This window comes from Pseudocitrobacter corydidari, from assembly GCF_021172065.1.
GTDB lineage: Bacteria > Pseudomonadota > Gammaproteobacteria > Enterobacterales > Enterobacteriaceae > Pseudocitrobacter > Pseudocitrobacter corydidari.
Genome location: NZ_CP087880.1, coordinates 4,979,652 through 4,997,470 on the forward strand (window position 1 = coordinate 4,979,652; position 17,819 = coordinate 4,997,470).

The following is a 17,819-nucleotide window of genomic DNA, read 5'->3' on the forward strand; positions in this document are numbered from 1 at the left end:
TCATAGGTGTAGGGATCGGCGTTCACCGACGTGCGGCGTAAGGGTACTGATTTCGTGCCCCCAATACCAATAGCGCGATCAAGGTCTGGGCGTTTCGCTTAGGGCGAAGTTTTTTCTCTGCGATACGTGAAGGCGCTTCCTTGAGGCGTTGCGATTGCTTTACCATAATTACCTCTTGCCGATATTGTTAAATGGATGTCCCATGTTGAAGCGTCGTTATATCGCCTTACTCCCCCTGTGTGTCCTGCTCGCTGCCTGTAGCAGCAAACCGAAAACCGCCGCCGCACCGGCAACGGCTGGCACGCCATCCGGCGGCTTCCTGCTGGAGCCGCAGCACAATGCGCTGATCCCAACCGGTGATTTCGCCAATAACCCGGCGGCAGAGCAGTTCATCGATAAGATGGTGAGCAAGCACGGCTTTGATCGACAACAGCTGCACGAAATTCTCTCCCAGGCGAAGCGTCTTGATTACGTACTGCGTCTGATGGATCGCCAGGCACCGACCGGCCTGCCGCCGAGTGGGCCAAACGGTGCGTGGCTGCGTTATCGCAAACAGTTTATTACTCCGGACAACGTTCAAAACGGCGTGGCGTTCTGGAATCAACATGAAGCGGCGCTGAAACGCGCATGGCAGGTGTACGGCGTGCCGCCGGAAATTATCGTCGGTATTATTGGCGTTGAAACCCGCTGGGGCCGCGTGATGGGCAAAACCCGTATCCTCGATGCGCTGGCGACGCTCTCCTTTAACTACCCGCGCCGCGCGGAGTATTTCTCCGGCGAGCTGGAAACCTTCCTGCTGATGGCGCGTGATGAAAGCGATGACCCGCTGGATCTGAAAGGTTCCTTCGCAGGCGCAATGGGTTACGGCCAGTTTATGCCGTCCTCTTACAAACAGTATGCTGTTGATTTTAATGGCGACGGCCACATCAACCTGTGGGATCCGGAAGATGCCATCGGCAGCGTGGCGAACTACTTTAAACAGCACGGTTGGGTGAAGGGCGACCAGGTGGCGGTGCAGGCGATGGGCCAGGCGCCGGGGCTGGAAAACGGCTTTAAAACCAAATACAGCGTGTCGCAGCTTGCTGCCGCAGGTCTGACGCCGATGAATTCACTGGGTAACCATCAGCAGGCCAGCCTGCTGCGTCTGGATGTCGGCACCGGTTATCAGTACTGGTACGGCTTGCCGAACTTCTACACCATCACCCGCTACAACCACAGCACGCACTATGCGATGGCTGTCTGGCAGCTTGGTCAGGCCGTCGCGCTGGCTCGCGTTCAGTAATCCCGCTTCCCCTCCCGTTCGGGAGGGGATTTACATTTCGATACACCCTCAGGCGCTGACAAGGATTTACATTCATCTGCTCGCTGTTTATTGTTATGTTATAACATAATGATTGGGGTGCTGTTGATGTCATCTTCGCTTTTTTCTCTCTCCAGCCTGAGGCGGCTGGCAGCCGTTTGTGTGCTGCTGGCGTTTATCTGGCTGGTCGCCTGGTGGGCGGTATCGCTGCCATGATTGTTCTGAACAACCTTTGTGTCGGCTATGACGGCGAGGCGATTGCGCCGCCCGTCGATGGACGCATTACGCGTGGCAGCCTGATGGCTATCGTCGGTGAGAATGGTTGCGGTAAATCGACGCTGCTAAAAACCCTCGCCGGATTTATTCCTCCTGTCAGTGGGCGTGTGCACTGGCAGACGCGACGCCCGGTTATTGGTTGGCTGGCGCAGCGACAGCTGATGGATCAGCAATTTCCCTTAACGGTGCAGGACGTCGTGTGTCAGGGCGCGTGGCCGCGCATCTCATTGTGCTTCGGCATTGATCGGGTGGTGCGCCGACGCGTAGCTGACGCGCTGGAAAGGGTAGGGTTGATTTCACTGGCGAAAACACCGATTGCCAGCTTATCCGGTGGCCAGTTTCAGCGCATGCTTTTTGCTCGCATCCTCGTTCAGCAGGCCCCGCTGGTGATGCTGGATGAACCCTTTACCGGCGTCGATGAAACGACAACGGAGATGCTGATGTCGCTCATCCTTGATATGCAGCGGCACGGGCAAACGGTACTGGCGGTCCTGCATGACAGCGAAAAAGTGGCGCGCTTTTTTCCACAGGTGCTTGAGCTGGGCGGCGTGCGCGCAATATCCCCGATGTTACCCGCGAGGTCAGCATGATCTGGCACACCTTTTTTCAACCGTTTATCGAATTTGGTTTTATGCGCCGCGCGCTGATGGTGTGCCTCGCGCTTTCACTCAGCACGACGCTGCTCGGCGTATTTCTCCTGTTGCGGCGAATGAGCTTAATGGGCGATGCGCTGTCGCACGCCATTCTTCCCGGTGTTGCTGTGGGCTATTTAATGAATGGAATGTCATTGCTGGCAATGACGATCGGCGGTTTCGTGGCAGGGATCGCCGTGGCGCTGGGGGCGGGGTGGGTAAGTCGCCGCACGCTTCTGAAAGAAGATGCCAGCTTTGCCGGATTTTATCTGGGCTCTCTGGCGCTGGGCGTAACGCTGGTGTCGCTGCGCGGCTCAAACGTCGATCTGCTGCATCTGCTGTTCGGTTCGATTCTGGCGGTGGATGGGCCGTCTGCACTGTTTGTCGCGCTGGTGGCCAGCATCACGCTGATCGCGCTGGCGGTGTGCTATCGCGGCCTGGTGGTTGAAGCGTTCGACAGCAGTTGGCTACAGGTGAATGCACGCTGGCTGCCCTCAGCGCTGCACGGATTGTTCCTCGCGCTGCTGGTGCTGAATCTGGTGGCCGGGTTTCAGGTGCTGGGTACGTTGATGGCGGTGGGCGTGATGATGCTGCCCGCGATAGCGGCCCGCTGCTGGGCGCAAACGCTGCCAACCATGCTCGGGCTGGCGGGGCTTTGCGGCGTACTTTGCGCCTGGATAGGGCTGAGCCTGTCGTGGGCGGCGAGTCTGCCTACCGGGCCGGCTATTGTACTGACCGCCAGCCTGGTTTTTCTTTTTTCACTAATTTTTGGCACGCGCAGCAGGCTGGCCTATCGCCTGCGGGCGCTTTTTAACTGAGGGGATGCTATGAAAATGAAGAGGGTTATTTTGGCGCTGGCGTTGGGGTTAATCGCGCAGGGCGCAATGGCGAAAACGCTCAATGTCGTCACCAGTTTTTCGGTGCTGGGCGATATCACGCAGCAGGTTGGCGGCGATGCGGTGAAGGTAACGACGCTGGTGGGGCCGGACGGCGATCCGCATACTTTTGAGCCATCGCCGAAAGAGAGCGCGTTGCTGAGTAAAGCGGATGTGGTGGTGGTGAACGGTCTGGGGCTGGAAGGATGGATTGACCGATTAGTCAAAGCGTCCGGGTTTAAAGGGAAACTGGTTGTTGCCTCTCAGGGCGTCGCCACGCAAACGCTGGAAGAGGATGGACAAACGGTGACGGACCCACACGCCTGGAATAACGTGGCGAACGGCGTTATTTATGCGCAGAACATTACCGAGGGCCTCGCTAAAGCGGACCCGCAGGACGCCAGCCTAATTAAAGCCCGCGGTGCGAAATATGTGGATGATCTCCGGGCGCTCGATAGCTGGGTCAAGCAGCGTTTTAGCCCCATTCCGCGCGAGAAGCGTAAGGTGCTGACCAGCCACGATGCGTTCGGCTATTTTGCCAAAGCGTATCAGGTGGACTTCCTTTCGCCGCAGGGGCTGTCATCAGAAAGCGAAGCGAACGCGGCGGAGGTAGGCGCATTGATTAAACAAATCAAAGCCGATGGGGTACACACCTGGTTTATGGAAAATCAGCTCGACCCGCGACTGGTTAAGCAGATTGCGTCCGCAACCGGAGCGCAGGCAGGCGGCGAGCTTTATCCGGAAGCGTTATCGAAGCCGGGCGGCGTGGCGGACAGCTATGTGAAGATGGTGCGGCATAACGTAGATACTATTGTGAAAAGCATGGAGTAATGAATCATGTCCCCCCGCTCTCAGTCGGGGGATTTTCCGCTTTTTCTGAACCCCCCTCGTAAAATCGACACCTCGCCCCCATCTGTGTTGGGAAAGTGCTATCTTGTCCGACAGATATCTACCTGACAGGAGTGGTGATGACTGACAGCGAATTATTTCAACTGAGCGAAAAGGTCGGGCAGGCGCTGAAAGCGCAGGGCGCAACGGTAACCGCGGCAGAATCCTGCACTGGTGGCTGGATTGCCAAAACCCTGACCGATGTCGCGGGAAGCTCCGCGTGGTTTGAGCGCGGCTTTGTCACCTATAGCAATGAAGCCAAATCACAAATGATTGGCGTCAGCGCGGTGACGCTGGAACAGCATGGCGCGGTCAGCGAACCGGTCGTGGTCGAAATGGCCGTGGGCGCATTGCGGGCTGCGCGCGCCTCTTATGCGGTATCGGTCAGCGGCATCGCCGGGCCAGATGGCGGCAGCGATGAGAAGCCCGTCGGTACCGTGTGGTTTGGCGTGGCAAGCGCGACCGGGCAGGGCGTCACCCAGCGTGAATGCTTTGCGGGCGACCGGGAATCGGTGCGTCGACAGGCCACGGCATTTGCCTTGCAACTGCTCTGGCAACAATTTCTACAAAACACTTGATACTGTATGACCATACAGTATAATTGCTTCAACAGAACAGAATTCATTCCCCGGGCTTGCTCGGCATGACAGGAGTAAAAATGGCTATCGACGAAAACAAACAGAAAGCGTTGGCGGCAGCACTGGGCCAAATTGAGAAGCAATTCGGCAAAGGCTCCATCATGCGCCTGGGTGAAGACCGCACCATGGACGTGGAAACCATCTCCACCGGTTCGCTTTCACTGGATATCGCGCTGGGTGCAGGCGGTCTGCCGATGGGGCGTATCGTCGAAATCTACGGGCCTGAATCGTCCGGTAAAACGACGTTAACCCTCCAGGTTATTGCTGCGGCGCAGCGTGAAGGCAAAACCTGTGCCTTTATCGATGCAGAGCACGCGCTGGACCCTGTCTATGCACGTAAGTTAGGCGTTGATATCGACAACCTGCTGTGCTCCCAGCCAGACACCGGTGAACAGGCGCTGGAAATCTGTGACGCGCTGGCGCGCTCTGGTGCGGTTGACGTGCTGGTAGTCGACTCCGTTGCGGCACTGACGCCGAAAGCGGAAATCGAAGGCGAAATCGGTGACTCTCACATGGGCCTCGCGGCGCGTATGATGAGCCAGGCGATGCGTAAGCTGGCCGGTAACCTGAAACAGTCCAACACTCTGCTTATCTTCATCAACCAGATCCGTATGAAAATTGGTGTGATGTTCGGTAACCCGGAAACCACCACTGGCGGTAACGCGCTGAAATTCTACGCGTCCGTTCGTCTGGACATCCGTCGTATCGGCGCGGTGAAAGAGGGCGATAACGTCATCGGTAGTGAAACCCGCGTGAAAGTGGTGAAAAACAAAATCGCCGCACCGTTCAAACAGGCCGAATTCCAGATCCTCTACGGTGAAGGCATTAACTTCCTGGGCGAGCTGGTAGACCTGGGCGTGAAAGAGAAGCTGATCGAAAAAGCGGGCGCCTGGTACAGCTACAACGGCGACAAAATTGGTCAGGGTAAAGCGAATGCTATCTCCTGGCTGAAAGAGAACCCGGCTGCGGCGAAAGAAATCGAGAAGAAAGTGCGCGAGCTGCTGCTCAGCAATCAGGACTCTTCGCCGGATTTCGTGGTCGATGAAAACGACACGCACGCGAAAGAAACCAACGAAGATTTCTGATAACCTCTCATCAGAAAACAGAAGGGCTGCCGATGCAGCCCTTTTTTGCATTTAAACGACCGGGAGGGTTATGAACGAGAACGCACCACGCCGCTCCGCCTACGCGCGTTTGTTGGATCGTGCCATTCGTATTCTGGCGATGCGTGACCACAGCGAACAGGAGCTGCGTCGCAAACTGACGGCCCCGGTGATGACCAAAAACGGCCCCGAACCCATCGATGCGCCGGAAGAAGAGGTCGAGAAAGTCATTGCCTGGTGTCACGAGAATCGCTATCTCGATGATCTGCGATTTGTGCAGCAGTTTATCGCCAGCCGCAGCCGCAAAGGCTACGGCCCGGCGCGTATTCGTCAGGAACTCGGGCAGAAAGGCATTGCGCGTAATGACATTGAGCAGGCGATGCGCGAGTGCGATATCGACTGGTGCATGCTGGCGCGTGACCAGGCGGAGCGGAAATATGGTGAACCGTTACCGACCACATTTGCCGAAAAAGTGAAAATCCAGCGCTTTTTGCTTTACCGCGGCTATTTGATGGAAGATATCCAGGAAATATGGCGAAATTTTGCCGATTGACCGCACGGGGGATTTTACTTCCCTTTAAAGAAAACTTATCTTATTCCCACTTTTTCCGTCTGGTAGCAAGTTGGACAACAAATGACCTGCTACGACGGCGACCATTCGTTAGCTTGATTTCAGGATAATTATGAGCAAGAGCACCGCTGAGATCCGTCAGGCGTTTCTCGACTTTTTCCATAGCAAGGGACATCAGGTAGTTGCCAGCAGCTCCCTGGTGCCGAATAACGACCCGACCCTGCTGTTTACCAACGCCGGGATGAACCAGTTCAAGGATGTTTTCCTTGGTCTCGACAAACGTAATTATTCTCGCGCAACTACTGCGCAGCGTTGCGTTCGTGCGGGTGGTAAACATAACGATCTGGAAAACGTCGGTTACACCGCGCGTCACCACACTTTCTTCGAAATGCTGGGTAACTTCAGCTTCGGCGACTACTTCAAACACGACGCTATTCAGTACGCGTGGGAATTGCTGACCGGTGAAAACTGGTTCGCTCTGCCGAAAGAGCGTCTGTGGGTGACCGTTTACGAAACCGATGATGAAGCTTACGAAATCTGGGAAAAAGAAGTCGGAATCCCGCGTGAGCGCATCATCCGCATCGGCGACAATAAAGGCGCGCCGTATGCTTCCGATAACTTCTGGCAGATGGGCGATACCGGCCCATGCGGCCCGTGCACCGAGATCTTCTACGATCACGGCGACCACATCTGGGGTGGCCCTCCGGGAACGCCTGAAGAAGACGGCGACCGTTACATTGAGATCTGGAACATCGTCTTCATGCAGTTCAACCGTCAGGCTGACGGTACCATGGAACCGCTGCCAAAACCGTCTGTCGACACCGGTATGGGCCTGGAACGTATCACTGCGGTACTGCAACACGTCAACTCTAACTATGAAATTGACCTGTTCCGTAAGCTGATTGATTCCGTGGCTAAAGTCACCGGCGCGACTGACCTGTCTAACAAGTCATTGCGCGTTATTGCGGACCACATTCGTTCTTGCGCGTTCCTGATTGCAGATGGCGTTACGCCGTCGAATGAAAACCGTGGCTACGTGCTGCGTCGCATCATTCGTCGCGCCATTCGTCACGGCAACATGCTGGGCGCGAAAGACACCTTCTTCTATAAGCTGGTTGGCCCGCTGATTGATGTAATGGGTTCTGCCGGTGAAGAACTGAAACGCCAGCAGGCGCAGGTTGAACAGGTACTGAAAACGGAAGAAGAGCAGTTTGCCCGTACGCTGGAACGCGGCCTGGCGCTGCTGGACGAAGAGTTGTCTAAGCTGACTGGCGACACGCTGGATGGCGAAACCGCTTTCCGTCTGTACGACACCTACGGCTTCCCGGTTGACCTGACGGCGGACGTTTGCCGTGAACGTGGCCTGAAAGTGGATGAAGCAGGCTTTGAAGCCGCGATGGAAGAACAGCGCCGCCGTGCGCGTGAATCCAGCGGTTTCGGCGCAGACTACAACGCGATGATTCGCGTTGATGGCGCGTCAGAATTCAAAGGCTACGATCATCTGGAACTGAACGGCAAAGTGACTGCGCTGTTTATCGACGGTAAAGCGGTTGAGAGCGTAGCGGCCGGTCAGGAAGCGGTGGTCATTCTGGACCAGACGCCGTTCTATGCGGAATCTGGCGGTCAGGTTGGCGATAAAGGCGAGCTGAAAGGCGCGGGCTTTAGTTTCAGCGTGAACGATACGCAGAAATATGGTCAGGCGATTGGTCATCTCGGCAAATTGACGGCGGGTTCCCTGAAAGTGGGCGACGCGGTGCAGGCCGACGTTGACGAAGCGCGTCGTGCGCGTATTCGTCTGAACCACTCCGCTACGCACCTGATGCACGCGGCGCTGCGCCAGATTCTGGGCACGCATGTGGCGCAGAAAGGTTCTCTGGTAAATGACAAAGTCCTTCGTTTCGATTTCTCGCATTTCGAAGCGATGAAACCAGAAGAGATTCGTGCGGTCGAAGATCTGGTCAATGCCCAGATCCGTCGTAATCTGCCGGTTGAGACCAACGTAATGGATCTCGACGCGGCAAAAGCGAAGGGCGCGATGGCGCTGTTCGGCGAAAAATATGATGACCGCGTTCGCGTGCTGAGCATGGGCGATTTCTCTACCGAGCTGTGCGGCGGTACTCACGCTTCACGCACCGGTGACATCGGTCTGTTCCGTATTGTGTCCGAATCCGGAACGGCGGCGGGTGTTCGCCGTATCGAAGCGGTAACCGGTGAAGGCGCGATTGCCAGCCTGCATGCAGAAAGCGATCGCTTGGGTGATATCGCCCAGTTGCTGAAAGGCGATAGCCATAACCTGACGGAGAAAGTGCGTACCGTGCTGGAACGTACCCGTCAGCTCGAAAAAGAGCTGCAGCAGCTGAAAGAGCAGGCGGCAGCGCAGGAGAGTGCAAACCTTTCCAGCAAAGCAGAAAACATCAACGGCGTTAAGCTGCTGGTGAGCGAGCTTTCCGGCGTTGAGCCGAAAATGCTGCGTACGATGGTTGACGATCTGAAAAACCAGCTGGGTTCCGCCATTATTGTGCTGGCGACCGTGGCTGACGATAAGGTTTCTCTGATTGCGGGCGTGTCTAAGGATGTCACTGACCGTGTCAAAGCAGGTGAACTTATCGGTATGGTGGCTCAACAGGTTGGTGGTAAAGGCGGTGGTCGTCCGGACATGGCGCAAGCCGGTGGTACCGATGCGACGGCGCTTCCAGCCGCGTTGGCCAGTGTGAAAGAGTGGGTAGGCGCTAAGCTGTAACAAAAATAAATCCTGTGTGGGCGTCTTAACGTTAATTGTTAAGACGCCTTGCATATGGAGTACTGATAACGATAAAGTCAGGTTGAAGTCATGTATATCGGCTAAACTTACGTTTAACAGAATGTGATGCCGTGACAGTTACACCAGGTGTTTGTCACAGCGTACGTTTGGCGTTATGCACGAAGCGTTCAGGTCAAATCAAGGAAGCCTGATGATGAGTGTGTATATGATGGATATGCCGGGATACAGAGAGACCCGACTCTTTTAATCTTTCAAGGAGCAAAGAATGCTGATTCTGACTCGTCGAGTTGGTGAAACCCTCATGATTGGAGATGAGGTCACTGTGACAGTTTTAGGGGTGAAGGGTAACCAGGTGCGTATCGGCGTTAACGCTCCGAAAGAAGTATCCGTTCACCGTGAAGAGATCTACCAGCGTATCCAGGCTGAAAAATCCCAGCAGTCCAGTTACTAAGTTCTGGCGTCTCACCTTCCTGGTGAGACGCATCCTTCCCAGATTTCCCGTTTTACCTCTTCGTTTTCTTCTCGCTTTCTTCTCTTTTTCGTCCCGTCGTGATTTTGTCGCGTCTGTTGTGCCGCATTCTTTCTGTTTTGTTTTACCGTGAGTTAGCGATTTTACTGTTGAGAAAACAGGCTTTTTGCCGTTTTTAACGCCTAATTGTGCGCGAAGTGTGCAAACGATAAAAGGTCTCGAAAAATTGTTTGACTTATAAAGCCCAGAAAGTAATATGTGCGCCACGCAGCGACGAAGAGCTTTTAACGAGTTCTCCGAAGCACTCGTAAGAGGCGTGTGGTGAGGTGGCCGAGAGGCTGAAGGCGCTCCCCTGCTAAGGGAGTATGCGGTCAAAAGCTGCATCCGGGGTTCGAATCCCCGCCTCACCGCCATTTTGCATCCGTAGCTCAGCTGGATAGAGTACTCGGCTACGAACCGAGCGGTCGGAGGTTCGAATCCTCCCGGATGCACCATATTCTCCGAGATAACAGTTGGTTTGTTGTTTCAGGTTCTGCGAGATACTCGCGAGCACCAGGGAGGATAGCGTTGCTTTAGCAACGACCCGTAGGGCAAGGCGCAGCCGAGTAATCCTCCCGGATGCACCATCTTACTTAGCATTGCATTAGTGATGTTAAATCAGGGTAGTATCAGAGTAGTAAAGTAAGTTTCCCGATGCATCCGTAGCTCAGCTGGATAGAGTACTCGGCTACGAACCGAGCGGTCGGAGGTTCGAATCCTCCCGGATGCACCATCTTACTTGATATCATTTTCGTGATATCAACATCGGCAGTAAAGCAAGTTTCCCGATGCATCCGTAGCTCAGCTGGATAGAGTACTCGGCTACGAACCGAGCGGTCGGAGGTTCGAATCCTCCCGGATGCACCATCTCTTGTTTTCAACGAATAGCATTTCCCGATGCATCCGTAGCTCAGCTGGATAGAGTACTCGGCTACGAACCGAGCGGTCGGAGGTTCGAATCCTCCCGGATGCACCATCTTCTCCAGGATAACAGCGAGTCTGTTGTTTCAGGTTCTGCGAAGTCACCGCAGGCACCAGGGAGGATAGCGTTGCTTTAGCAACGACCCATCGGGCGAGGCGCAGCCGAGTAATCCTCCCGGATGCACCATCTCTTATTTCCCCTCGATGTACTTACAAAATCCTATTTTTCTCTAAGCCCTTCTTCTCTGCATATTTCCAGTGTGTCTGTCAGCGACAAAAACCGCCTTTTACGTTAAAGTAACATCTCACTTTATCTTGTCTGTGAGAACGTGATGTACGAACGCTACGCGGGATTAATCTTTGATATGGATGGCACCATCCTGGACACCGAACCTACGCACCGTAAAGCGTGGCACGAGGTGCTGGGGCGTTATGGTATGCGTTTCGACGAGCAGGCGATGGTCGCCCTTAACGGTTCTCCAACCTGGCGTATCGCGCAGGCCATCATTGAACTTCATCAGGCCGATCTCGACCCTCATCTCCTGGCACAGGAAAAAACAGCCGCCGTTAAAGCGATGCTGCTGGACTCTGTGACGCCGTTACCGCTTATTGATGTGGTGAAAGCCTGGCACGGACGTCGCCCGATGGCGGTCGGTACAGGCAGCGAGAGCGCTATTGCTGAAGCATTGCTGGCGCATCTGGGCCTGCGACACTACTTTTCTGCGGTGGTCGCCGCCGATCACGTCAAGAACCACAAACCCGCACCCGATACCTTCTTGCTCTGCGCACAACGCTTAGGCGTGGCGCCGGAAAAATGCGTCGTGTTTGAAGATGCGGATTTTGGCCTGCAGGCGGCAAGAAGCGCCGGTATGGACGCTGTTGACGTTCGTCTGCTGTGAGCGACGGGCTGGCGCTGGCGTCGTTATTCGCCAGCAGCTTTCTGAGCGCCACGCTGCTGCCGGGCAACTCGGAAGCGGTACTTGTGGCGCTTCTCGTTTCTGGCCTCAGTCACCCCTGGCTTTTAGTATTAATAGCAACAATGGGTAATAGCCTTGGTGGGGCAACAAACGTTATCCTTGGGCGGTTGTTTCCCGTGCGTAAGCAATCGCGCTGGCAGGAAAAAGCGACATCCTGGTTAAAACGTTACGGCGCAGCCACACTGTTACTGAGCTGGATGCCCGTTATCGGTGATTTACTGTGTCTGCTGGCGGGATGGATGCGCATCTCCTGGGGACCGGTGCTCTTTTTTTTATGCCTTGGAAAAGCGTTACGCTACATCGCTGTAGCGGCGGCGACGCTCCAGGGTATGACGTGGTGGCACTAATTGGATTGCTTGTGACCTTTAATCGTCAACCATTACAATTATGCTTAATAAAATGATATCGACAGGCGGGAGGTCAATTTGATCCCGGATGTATCACAGGCGCTGACCTGGCTGGAAAAACACCCTGAAGCTCTGAAAGGGATAAATCGTGGTCTTGAGCGTGAGACGCTACGCGTTAACGCCGATGGCTCACTGGCAACGACCGGGCACCCGGAATCGCTGGGCTCGACGCTGACCCATAAATGGATCACCACCGATTTCGCCGAAGCGCTGCTGGAATTTATCACTCCGGTTGATGGCGACGTCAACCATATGCTCACTTTCCTGCGTGACGTTCACCGCTATACGGCGCGTCATCTTGGCGACGAACGGATGTGGCCGCTGAGTATGCCGTGCTATATCGCGCCGGGCCAGGATATCGAACTGGCGCAGTACGGCACTTCAAACGTTGGCCGTCTGAAAACGCTGTATCGTGAAGGGCTGAAGAACCGCTATGGCGCGCTGATGCAAACCATCTCTGGCGTGCATTACAACTTCTCTCTGCCGATGGCGTTCTGGCAGGCGAAGTGCGGCGTAACGGACGCCGAAAGCGGTAAAGAGGCGATCTCGGCTGGTTACTTCCGCGCGATCCGCAACTACTACCGCTTTGGCTGGGTGATCCCGTATCTGTTCGGTGCGTCTCCGGCGATTTGTTCTTCCTTCCTGCAAGGGAAAGAGAGCGCGCTGCCGTTTGAAAAAACCGAATGCGGCATGTATTACCTGCCTTACGCCACGTCTCTGCGCCTGAGCGATCTCGGCTATACCAATAAATCGCAAAGCAATCTCGGAATTACGTTTAACGAATTGCACGAATACGTGGCAGGATTAAAGCGGGCTATCAAAACGCCATCGGAAGAGTACGCGCGTATTGGCGTGGAAAAAGACGGTAAGCGTTTGCAGATCAACAGCAATATTTTGCAGATTGAGAACGAGCTCTACGCGCCGATTCGCCCGAAACGCGTCACCCGTAGCGGTGAGAATCCGTCCGATGCGCTGTTGCGCGGCGGCATTGAGTATATCGAAGTGCGCTCGCTGGATATCAACCCGTTCTCACCAATTGGCGTGGACGAGCAGCAGATTCGCTTCCTTGACCTGTTTATGGTCTGGTGCGTGCTGGCCGATGCGCCAGAAATGAGCAGCCAGGAGCTGCAATGTACGCGTACCAACTGGAATCGCGTGATTCTGGAAGGGCGTAAACCGGGCCTGACGCTGGGCATTGGTTGCGAAACCGCACAGTTCCCGCTGCCGAAAGTGGGTAAAGATCTGTTCCGCGATTTGAAGCGAGTGGCGCAGACGATGGACAGCATTGAAGGCGGTGAAGCTTACCAGAAAGTATGCGATGAACTGGTTGCCAGCTTTGATAATCCGGAATTAACTTTCTCAGCACGCATTCTGCGTTCTATGCTTGATGAAGGGATTGGCGGAACCGGTAAGGCGCTGGCGGAGCAGTATCGTAATATGCTGCGTGAAGAGCCGCTGGAGATCCTCACAGAAGAGGAGTTTGCTGCGGAACGTGATGCATCCGTTGAACGTCAGCGTAAGCTTGAAGCTTCAGATACGGAATCATTTGAAGCGATGCTGGCAAAACACGCCTGACAGAAAAGAAAAAGGCCACATCACTGTGGCCAAAATATACATCTCTGAATTCAGGGATGATGATAACAAATGCGCGTCTTTCATATACTCAGACTCGCACTGGAATGAAGAGTTCAGTTTTTTTTATAAAAAATCACTTTATCCCTCAAAATCCTGAGTGGAATGGCTTAAAAATTTTATTTTTCAATTACTTATGATGAAAAATAAAATGCCGAGGATGAGGGATACACCGGAGGTTACGAAATGCCGTTGTTAGATAGCTTCACTGTCGATCACACCCGTATGGAAGCCCCAGCCGTCCGTGTAGCCAAAACGATGAACACGCCGCATGGTGACGCGATTACCGTTTTTGACCTGCGCTTCTGCGTGCCGAACAAAGAAGTCATGCCGGAAAAGGGCATTCACACGCTGGAGCACCTTTTCGCCGGGTTCATGCGTAATCACCTGAACGGTAACGGTGTTGAGATCATCGACATCTCCCCGATGGGCTGCCGCACTGGTTTCTATATGAGCCTGATTGGTACGCCGGATGAACAGCGCGTGGCGGATGCGTGGAAAGCGGCAATGGCAGACGTCCTGAAGGTTCAGGATCAGAATCAGATCCCGGAACTGAACGTTTACCAGTGCGGTACCTACCAGATGCACTCCCTGGCGGAAGCGCAGGATATCGCGCGCCATATTCTCGACCGTGACGTGCGTGTGAACAGCAACGATGAGCTGGCGCTGCCGAAAGAGAAGTTACAGGAACTGCACATTTAGTCTGATTGTGCCGGCTTATATGAACTTACGGACAACGTAGGCCCGGTAAGCGAAGCGCCACCGGGCAACAAAAAAGGGCCATCGGCCCTTTTTTTATATCGACAACTTAATGCGCGCCACCGCCGCCGCCCCCGGCACCAAATGGCGGTCTGGCAAACCACACCAGCCCCAGCAGCACGAGAAATATCCCCGCCGAAATCCAGAAGATTTCGTTAGCCGAGATAATCAGCCCCTGGTTGGTTATCTGCTGCGCCAGCCAGCCGGAAGCCTGCTGTTGCGACATGCCCATCCCCTCAAGCTGGTTGTACATCGCCTGAGCATCCGGGTTATACGGCGTGACATACTCCGTTAACTGCGCATGGTGCAACGATTCCCGGTTGGTCCACAACGTTGTGGTGATAGACGTCCCGATAGAGCCCGCCAGCGTACGCGTAAAGTTCGACAAACTCGACGCCGCGGCCAGACGTTCAGGCGGCAAACCGGAGAGCGTAATGGTCGTCAGCGGCATAAAGAAGCACGCCACCGCGAAGCCCTGGATAAACTGCGGCCAGGCCGACGCGCCGAAATCCATCCCCGGCTCGAAGGTATATGCGCGCCAGTAGAAGCAGACCGCATACATAATAAAGCTGAAGGTGACCAGACGACGCATGTCGAGCTTATGCGCAAAGCGACCGATAATCGGCGACAGAATCACCGGTATCACGCCCACCGGCGCAGAAGCCAGCCCTGCCCACGTCGCGGTATAGCCGTACACTTCCTGCAATAGCTGCGGCAACAGAACGATTGCGCCGAAGTAGAGCATGTATGCCAGGCTGATACATAAACAACCGATGGTGAAGTTTCGCGACTTAAAGAGCGAGAGGTCGACTATCGGGTTATCGTCAGTCAACTCCCAGACAATCAGGAAGCTTAGCGACACCACCGCCACAATGGTCAGCACGATGATCTCGGTGGAGTTGAACCAGTCGAGTTCTTTCCCCTGGTCGAGCATCACCTGCAGGCTACCGATACCCAATACCAACAGCGCCAGACCAATACCGTCGATACGACGCTGTTCGGTACGCGTTTCGCGCCCACGCAGCGCCTGAATACTCATCAGCACCACCACGATGCCAATCGGCACGTTGATGAAGAAGATCCAGCCCCAGTGATAGTTATCGCTGATATACCCGCCAAGGATAGGCCCACAAATTGGTGCAACGATAACGGTCATCGACCACAGCGCCAGCGCGATAGAGCGTTTGGCAGGCGGATAGTTGCTGAGTAACAAGCTTTGCGACAGCGGGATAAGCGGGCCGGCAACAATCCCCTGAATCACGCGGAAGAAGATCAGCATGCCCAGACTGTTGGAGACGCCGCAGGCCCACGACGCGATAGCAAAGGCTACGGTGGACCACAGGAACAGTTTCACCTCACCGACGCGCTTCGCCAGCCATCCGGTAATCGGGATGGAGATGGCGTTTGCCACGCCGAATGAGGTGATAACCCAGGTACCCTGGCTCAATGATGAGCCAAGGTTACCGGCGATCGTCGGGATCGCCACGTTTGCGATGGTGGAGTCCAGCACCTGCATGAAAGTCGCAAGCGACAACGCAATGGTCATGATGACCAGTTGCGCGCCTTCCAGCGGTTTTTGCTGTTGCATTACACTCACCCCGGGATCAGTTGGCGTTGGCCTGCACGATGTCGTTGATCAGCTTGTTGACCGGATCGAGACTGATTTCACGCGCGTTACTTTCGTAAGCCGGGCTGGTACGCACCTGACTTGCCAGGATCTGACCGTCGCGGTTCGAGGTATCTACTTTCACCAGCGTGGAGAGGCCAATACGTAGCGGATGTTCCGCCAGCTGTTTTTCATCCAGCTCAACGCGAACCGGTAGACGCTGCACCACTTTGATCCAGTTCCCGGTGGCGTTCTGCGCAGGCAGCAGCGAGAAGGCGCTGCCGGTCCCCATATCGAGGCCGACCACTTTGCCGTGATATTCCACGTCGTCGCCGTAAATATCAGAGATGACGGTCACCGGTTGGCCGATACGCATATGCGCCAGCTGCGTCTCTTTGAAGTTCGCATCAACCCACAAATTGTTCGCCGGAACCACCGCCATTAACGCGGTAGTTGGGCTGATTTGCGCGCCAGGCTGTACCTGACGACGAGACACATAACCGGTCATCGGGCTGACAATTTTGGTACGTTGCAGGGCGAGCCATGCGTTGCGTACTTCTGTCGCCGCTTGCTTGACGGTCGGCTGGTCTTCGAGCCGGGTCCCCAGAATAATCGCCTGGTTGGCGTTATATTGCTGGATAGCGACGTCGAGTTCTGCCTGTGCGCTGGCAACCGCATCACGCGCGTGTTGCAGCTCTTCGCGGCCAATCAGGTTGGCGCTGCCGAGCGGAATACGGCGGTTTAAGTCCGTTTGCGCCTGCGCCAGTGCGGTTTTTTTCACATCGATGCTCGCCTGCAACTGCTTGCTGTTGATCATCGTTTGACGCATTTGACGTACGGTAGACGCCAGCGCGGTTTGCGCTTTTTCGAAGGCCTGCTGTGCATCGGTCTGATCGAGCGTTACCAGCACATCGCCTTTTTGCACGAAATCGGTGTTATCGGCCCAGACTTTCGTCACGCTGCCGGACACCTGCGCCATAATTTGTACCTGGTTCCCTGCCACGTATGCGTCATCGGTTTCTTCAAAATGACGCAGTACTAAAAACCAGTAAATCCCATATGCCACAGCAATAATGACAAAGAGCAAGGTCAACAGCATCAGGGCGCGCTTACGCGTGCCTTTCTTGTTGGCCGGTTGCTGCGGGGTTTGACTCTCCGCATTTGCGCTCATGTTATTCTCCACGATCTTATTATTTCACATCGGCTGAGCCGACCTGTTTATCAGAAAGGCCAGCAGAGGGTAATCTGCTGGCCTATCAGTTTTCTTTTTACACTTCATTCTTCAAGCTTCCTCTGCGTTGGCTGCGCTCGCTCACCCCAGTCACGTACTTATGTACGTTCCCGGGGATTCGTTCACTTGCCGCCTTGATGAAGCTGGAATTATTTTGTGTAAATTAATCAGGATAATTGAGCGATATCCGGATTTAGCGCAGTGCCTCAAGGACAACGCCGTCTTCATCCATCTGATCCAGACGGGTGAGAAGTTTCCGGGTGATATGCTCAAGCTGGTCTTTTTCAGCCGCGCTTAAAGAAGACCAGAGTTGGTGTAAGCAATGATGTTGCGGAGGCAGAACCTCACGCAGGAACTGATGGCCTTTATCGGTAAGCTGCAGGTGCAGGCAACGACGATCGTTATCGCTTTCACGACGCTCGATCCAGCCGCGTTTTTCCAGCTCATCGGCGATACGGGTTGCATTGGTACGAGACGAGCCCAGCGCGCAGCTCAGCTCAGAAGGCTGAATGCTGTGATTTTCCTGAGACTCCAGCGTAATTAACGCCATAAACAATGTCTCGTTAATCCCCTGAGCTTTCAGCATCTTATTGCGGTTGTCCAGCAGCTTGCCCTGCATGTGCATGCAAAGACGAGTCAGAAGAATTTCCTGAAACGGAAAATCCTCGTGGCGGCTGGCGCGAAATTTTAGCATTTGTTCAATGGGCGTAAACGAACTATCCATTTGGGCATAA

16 protein-coding genes and 5 tRNA genes are annotated in these 17,819 nt (G+C 54.8%); 18 read left to right on the forward strand and 3 right to left on the reverse strand.

Annotation, left to right across the window (positions count from 1 at the left end; genetic code table 11):
* Positions 1-202: 202 nt before the first annotated feature.
* The 18 genes from mltB (at position 203) to luxS (ending at position 14,191) form a co-directional block, all read left to right on the forward strand.
* Positions 203-1,282: a lytic murein transglycosylase B gene (gene mltB / locus G163CM_RS23240; RefSeq protein WP_015963296.1), complete on the forward strand. Its 1,080-nt coding sequence runs from the start codon at positions 203-205 to the stop codon at positions 1,280-1,282.
* Positions 1,283-1,479: 197 nt separating this feature from the next.
* Positions 1,480-2,166: a metal ABC transporter ATP-binding protein gene (locus G163CM_RS23245; RefSeq protein ID WP_231828417.1), complete on the forward strand. Its 687-nt coding sequence runs from the start codon at positions 1,480-1,482 to the stop codon at positions 2,164-2,166.
* Positions 2,163-3,026, forward strand: coding sequence for a metal ABC transporter permease (locus G163CM_RS23250; RefSeq protein WP_231826437.1), 864 nt, complete (start codon positions 2,163-2,165; stop codon positions 3,024-3,026). Before G163CM_RS23245 ends, G163CM_RS23250 begins: the two co-directional genes overlap by 4 nt.
* Before the next feature lie 9 nt (positions 3,027-3,035).
* Complete coding sequence (locus tag G163CM_RS23255; protein ID WP_231826438.1) at positions 3,036-3,914, forward strand: metal ABC transporter substrate-binding protein; 879 nt, start codon at positions 3,036-3,038, stop codon at positions 3,912-3,914.
* Positions 3,915-4,051: 137 nt separating this feature from the next.
* Complete coding sequence (gene pncC, locus G163CM_RS23260; RefSeq protein WP_015963301.1) at positions 4,052-4,549, forward strand: nicotinamide-nucleotide amidase; 498 nt, start codon at positions 4,052-4,054, stop codon at positions 4,547-4,549.
* Between the two features lie 80 nt (positions 4,550-4,629).
* Complete coding sequence (gene recA / locus G163CM_RS23265) at positions 4,630-5,694, forward strand: recombinase RecA (protein WP_015963302.1); 1,065 nt, start codon at positions 4,630-4,632, stop codon at positions 5,692-5,694.
* 70 nt (positions 5,695-5,764) lie between these two features.
* The gene (gene recX / locus G163CM_RS23270) at positions 5,765-6,265 is read left to right on the forward strand and encodes a recombination regulator RecX (RefSeq protein WP_015963303.1); all 501 of its coding nucleotides are present in this window, start codon (positions 5,765-5,767) and stop codon (positions 6,263-6,265) included.
* A 130-nt stretch (positions 6,266-6,395) separates the two neighbouring features.
* On the forward strand, positions 6,396-9,023 hold the full coding sequence (alaS, locus tag G163CM_RS23275; RefSeq protein WP_231826439.1) for an alanine--tRNA ligase: 2,628 nt from the start codon (positions 6,396-6,398) through the stop codon (positions 9,021-9,023).
* A 286-nt stretch (positions 9,024-9,309) separates the two neighbouring features.
* Positions 9,310-9,495 (forward strand): carbon storage regulator CsrA, encoded by a 186-nt coding sequence (gene csrA / locus G163CM_RS23280; RefSeq protein ID WP_000906486.1) that lies wholly within the window; start codon positions 9,310-9,312, stop codon positions 9,493-9,495.
* Between the two features lie 338 nt (positions 9,496-9,833).
* Positions 9,834-9,926 (forward strand) — tRNA-Ser (locus tag G163CM_RS23285).
* A gap of 4 nt (positions 9,927-9,930) precedes the next feature.
* Positions 9,931-10,007 (forward strand) — tRNA-Arg (locus tag G163CM_RS23290).
* Positions 10,008-10,208: 201 nt separating this feature from the next.
* Positions 10,209-10,285 (forward strand) — tRNA-Arg (locus G163CM_RS23295).
* A 57-nt stretch (positions 10,286-10,342) separates the two neighbouring features.
* Positions 10,343-10,419 (forward strand) — tRNA-Arg (locus tag G163CM_RS23300).
* A gap of 32 nt (positions 10,420-10,451) precedes the next feature.
* Positions 10,452-10,528 (forward strand) — tRNA-Arg (locus G163CM_RS23305).
* Between the two features lie 277 nt (positions 10,529-10,805).
* Complete coding sequence (yqaB, locus tag G163CM_RS23310; protein ID WP_015963305.1) at positions 10,806-11,372, forward strand: fructose-1-phosphate/6-phosphogluconate phosphatase; 567 nt, start codon at positions 10,806-10,808, stop codon at positions 11,370-11,372.
* Entirely contained in the window at positions 11,369-11,797 is a 429-nt protein-coding gene (locus G163CM_RS23315) for a YqaA family protein (RefSeq protein WP_108476423.1), read from the forward strand. Before yqaB ends, G163CM_RS23315 begins: the two co-directional genes overlap by 4 nt.
* Before the next feature lie 78 nt (positions 11,798-11,875).
* On the forward strand, positions 11,876-13,432 hold the full coding sequence (gene gshA, locus G163CM_RS23320) for a glutamate--cysteine ligase (protein WP_231826440.1): 1,557 nt from the start codon (positions 11,876-11,878) through the stop codon (positions 13,430-13,432).
* 243 nt (positions 13,433-13,675) lie between these two features.
* Positions 13,676-14,191, forward strand: a complete 516-nt coding sequence (gene luxS / locus G163CM_RS23325) for an S-ribosylhomocysteine lyase (RefSeq protein ID WP_015963308.1) — start codon at positions 13,676-13,678, stop codon at positions 14,189-14,191.
* A 106-nt stretch (positions 14,192-14,297) separates the two neighbouring features.
* Here luxS and emrB read toward each other — a convergent pair whose 3' ends face one another.
* From emrB to mprA, 3 genes are all read right to left on the reverse strand, one after another.
* Positions 14,298-15,836, reverse strand: coding sequence for a multidrug efflux MFS transporter permease subunit EmrB (gene emrB, locus G163CM_RS23330; RefSeq protein ID WP_231826441.1), 1,539 nt, complete (start codon positions 15,834-15,836; stop codon positions 14,298-14,300).
* Between the two features lie 16 nt (positions 15,837-15,852).
* Positions 15,853-17,025 carry a multidrug efflux MFS transporter periplasmic adaptor subunit EmrA gene (gene emrA / locus G163CM_RS23335; protein ID WP_231826442.1) on the reverse strand — a complete coding sequence of 391 codons (1,173 nt, stop codon included), beginning with the start codon at positions 17,023-17,025 and terminating at the stop codon, positions 15,853-15,855.
* Between the two features lie 253 nt (positions 17,026-17,278).
* Positions 17,279-17,809 carry a transcriptional repressor MprA gene (mprA, locus tag G163CM_RS23340; RefSeq protein ID WP_015963311.1) on the reverse strand — a complete coding sequence of 177 codons (531 nt, stop codon included), beginning with the start codon at positions 17,807-17,809 and terminating at the stop codon, positions 17,279-17,281.
* Between the last annotated feature and the right edge of the window lie 10 nt (positions 17,810-17,819).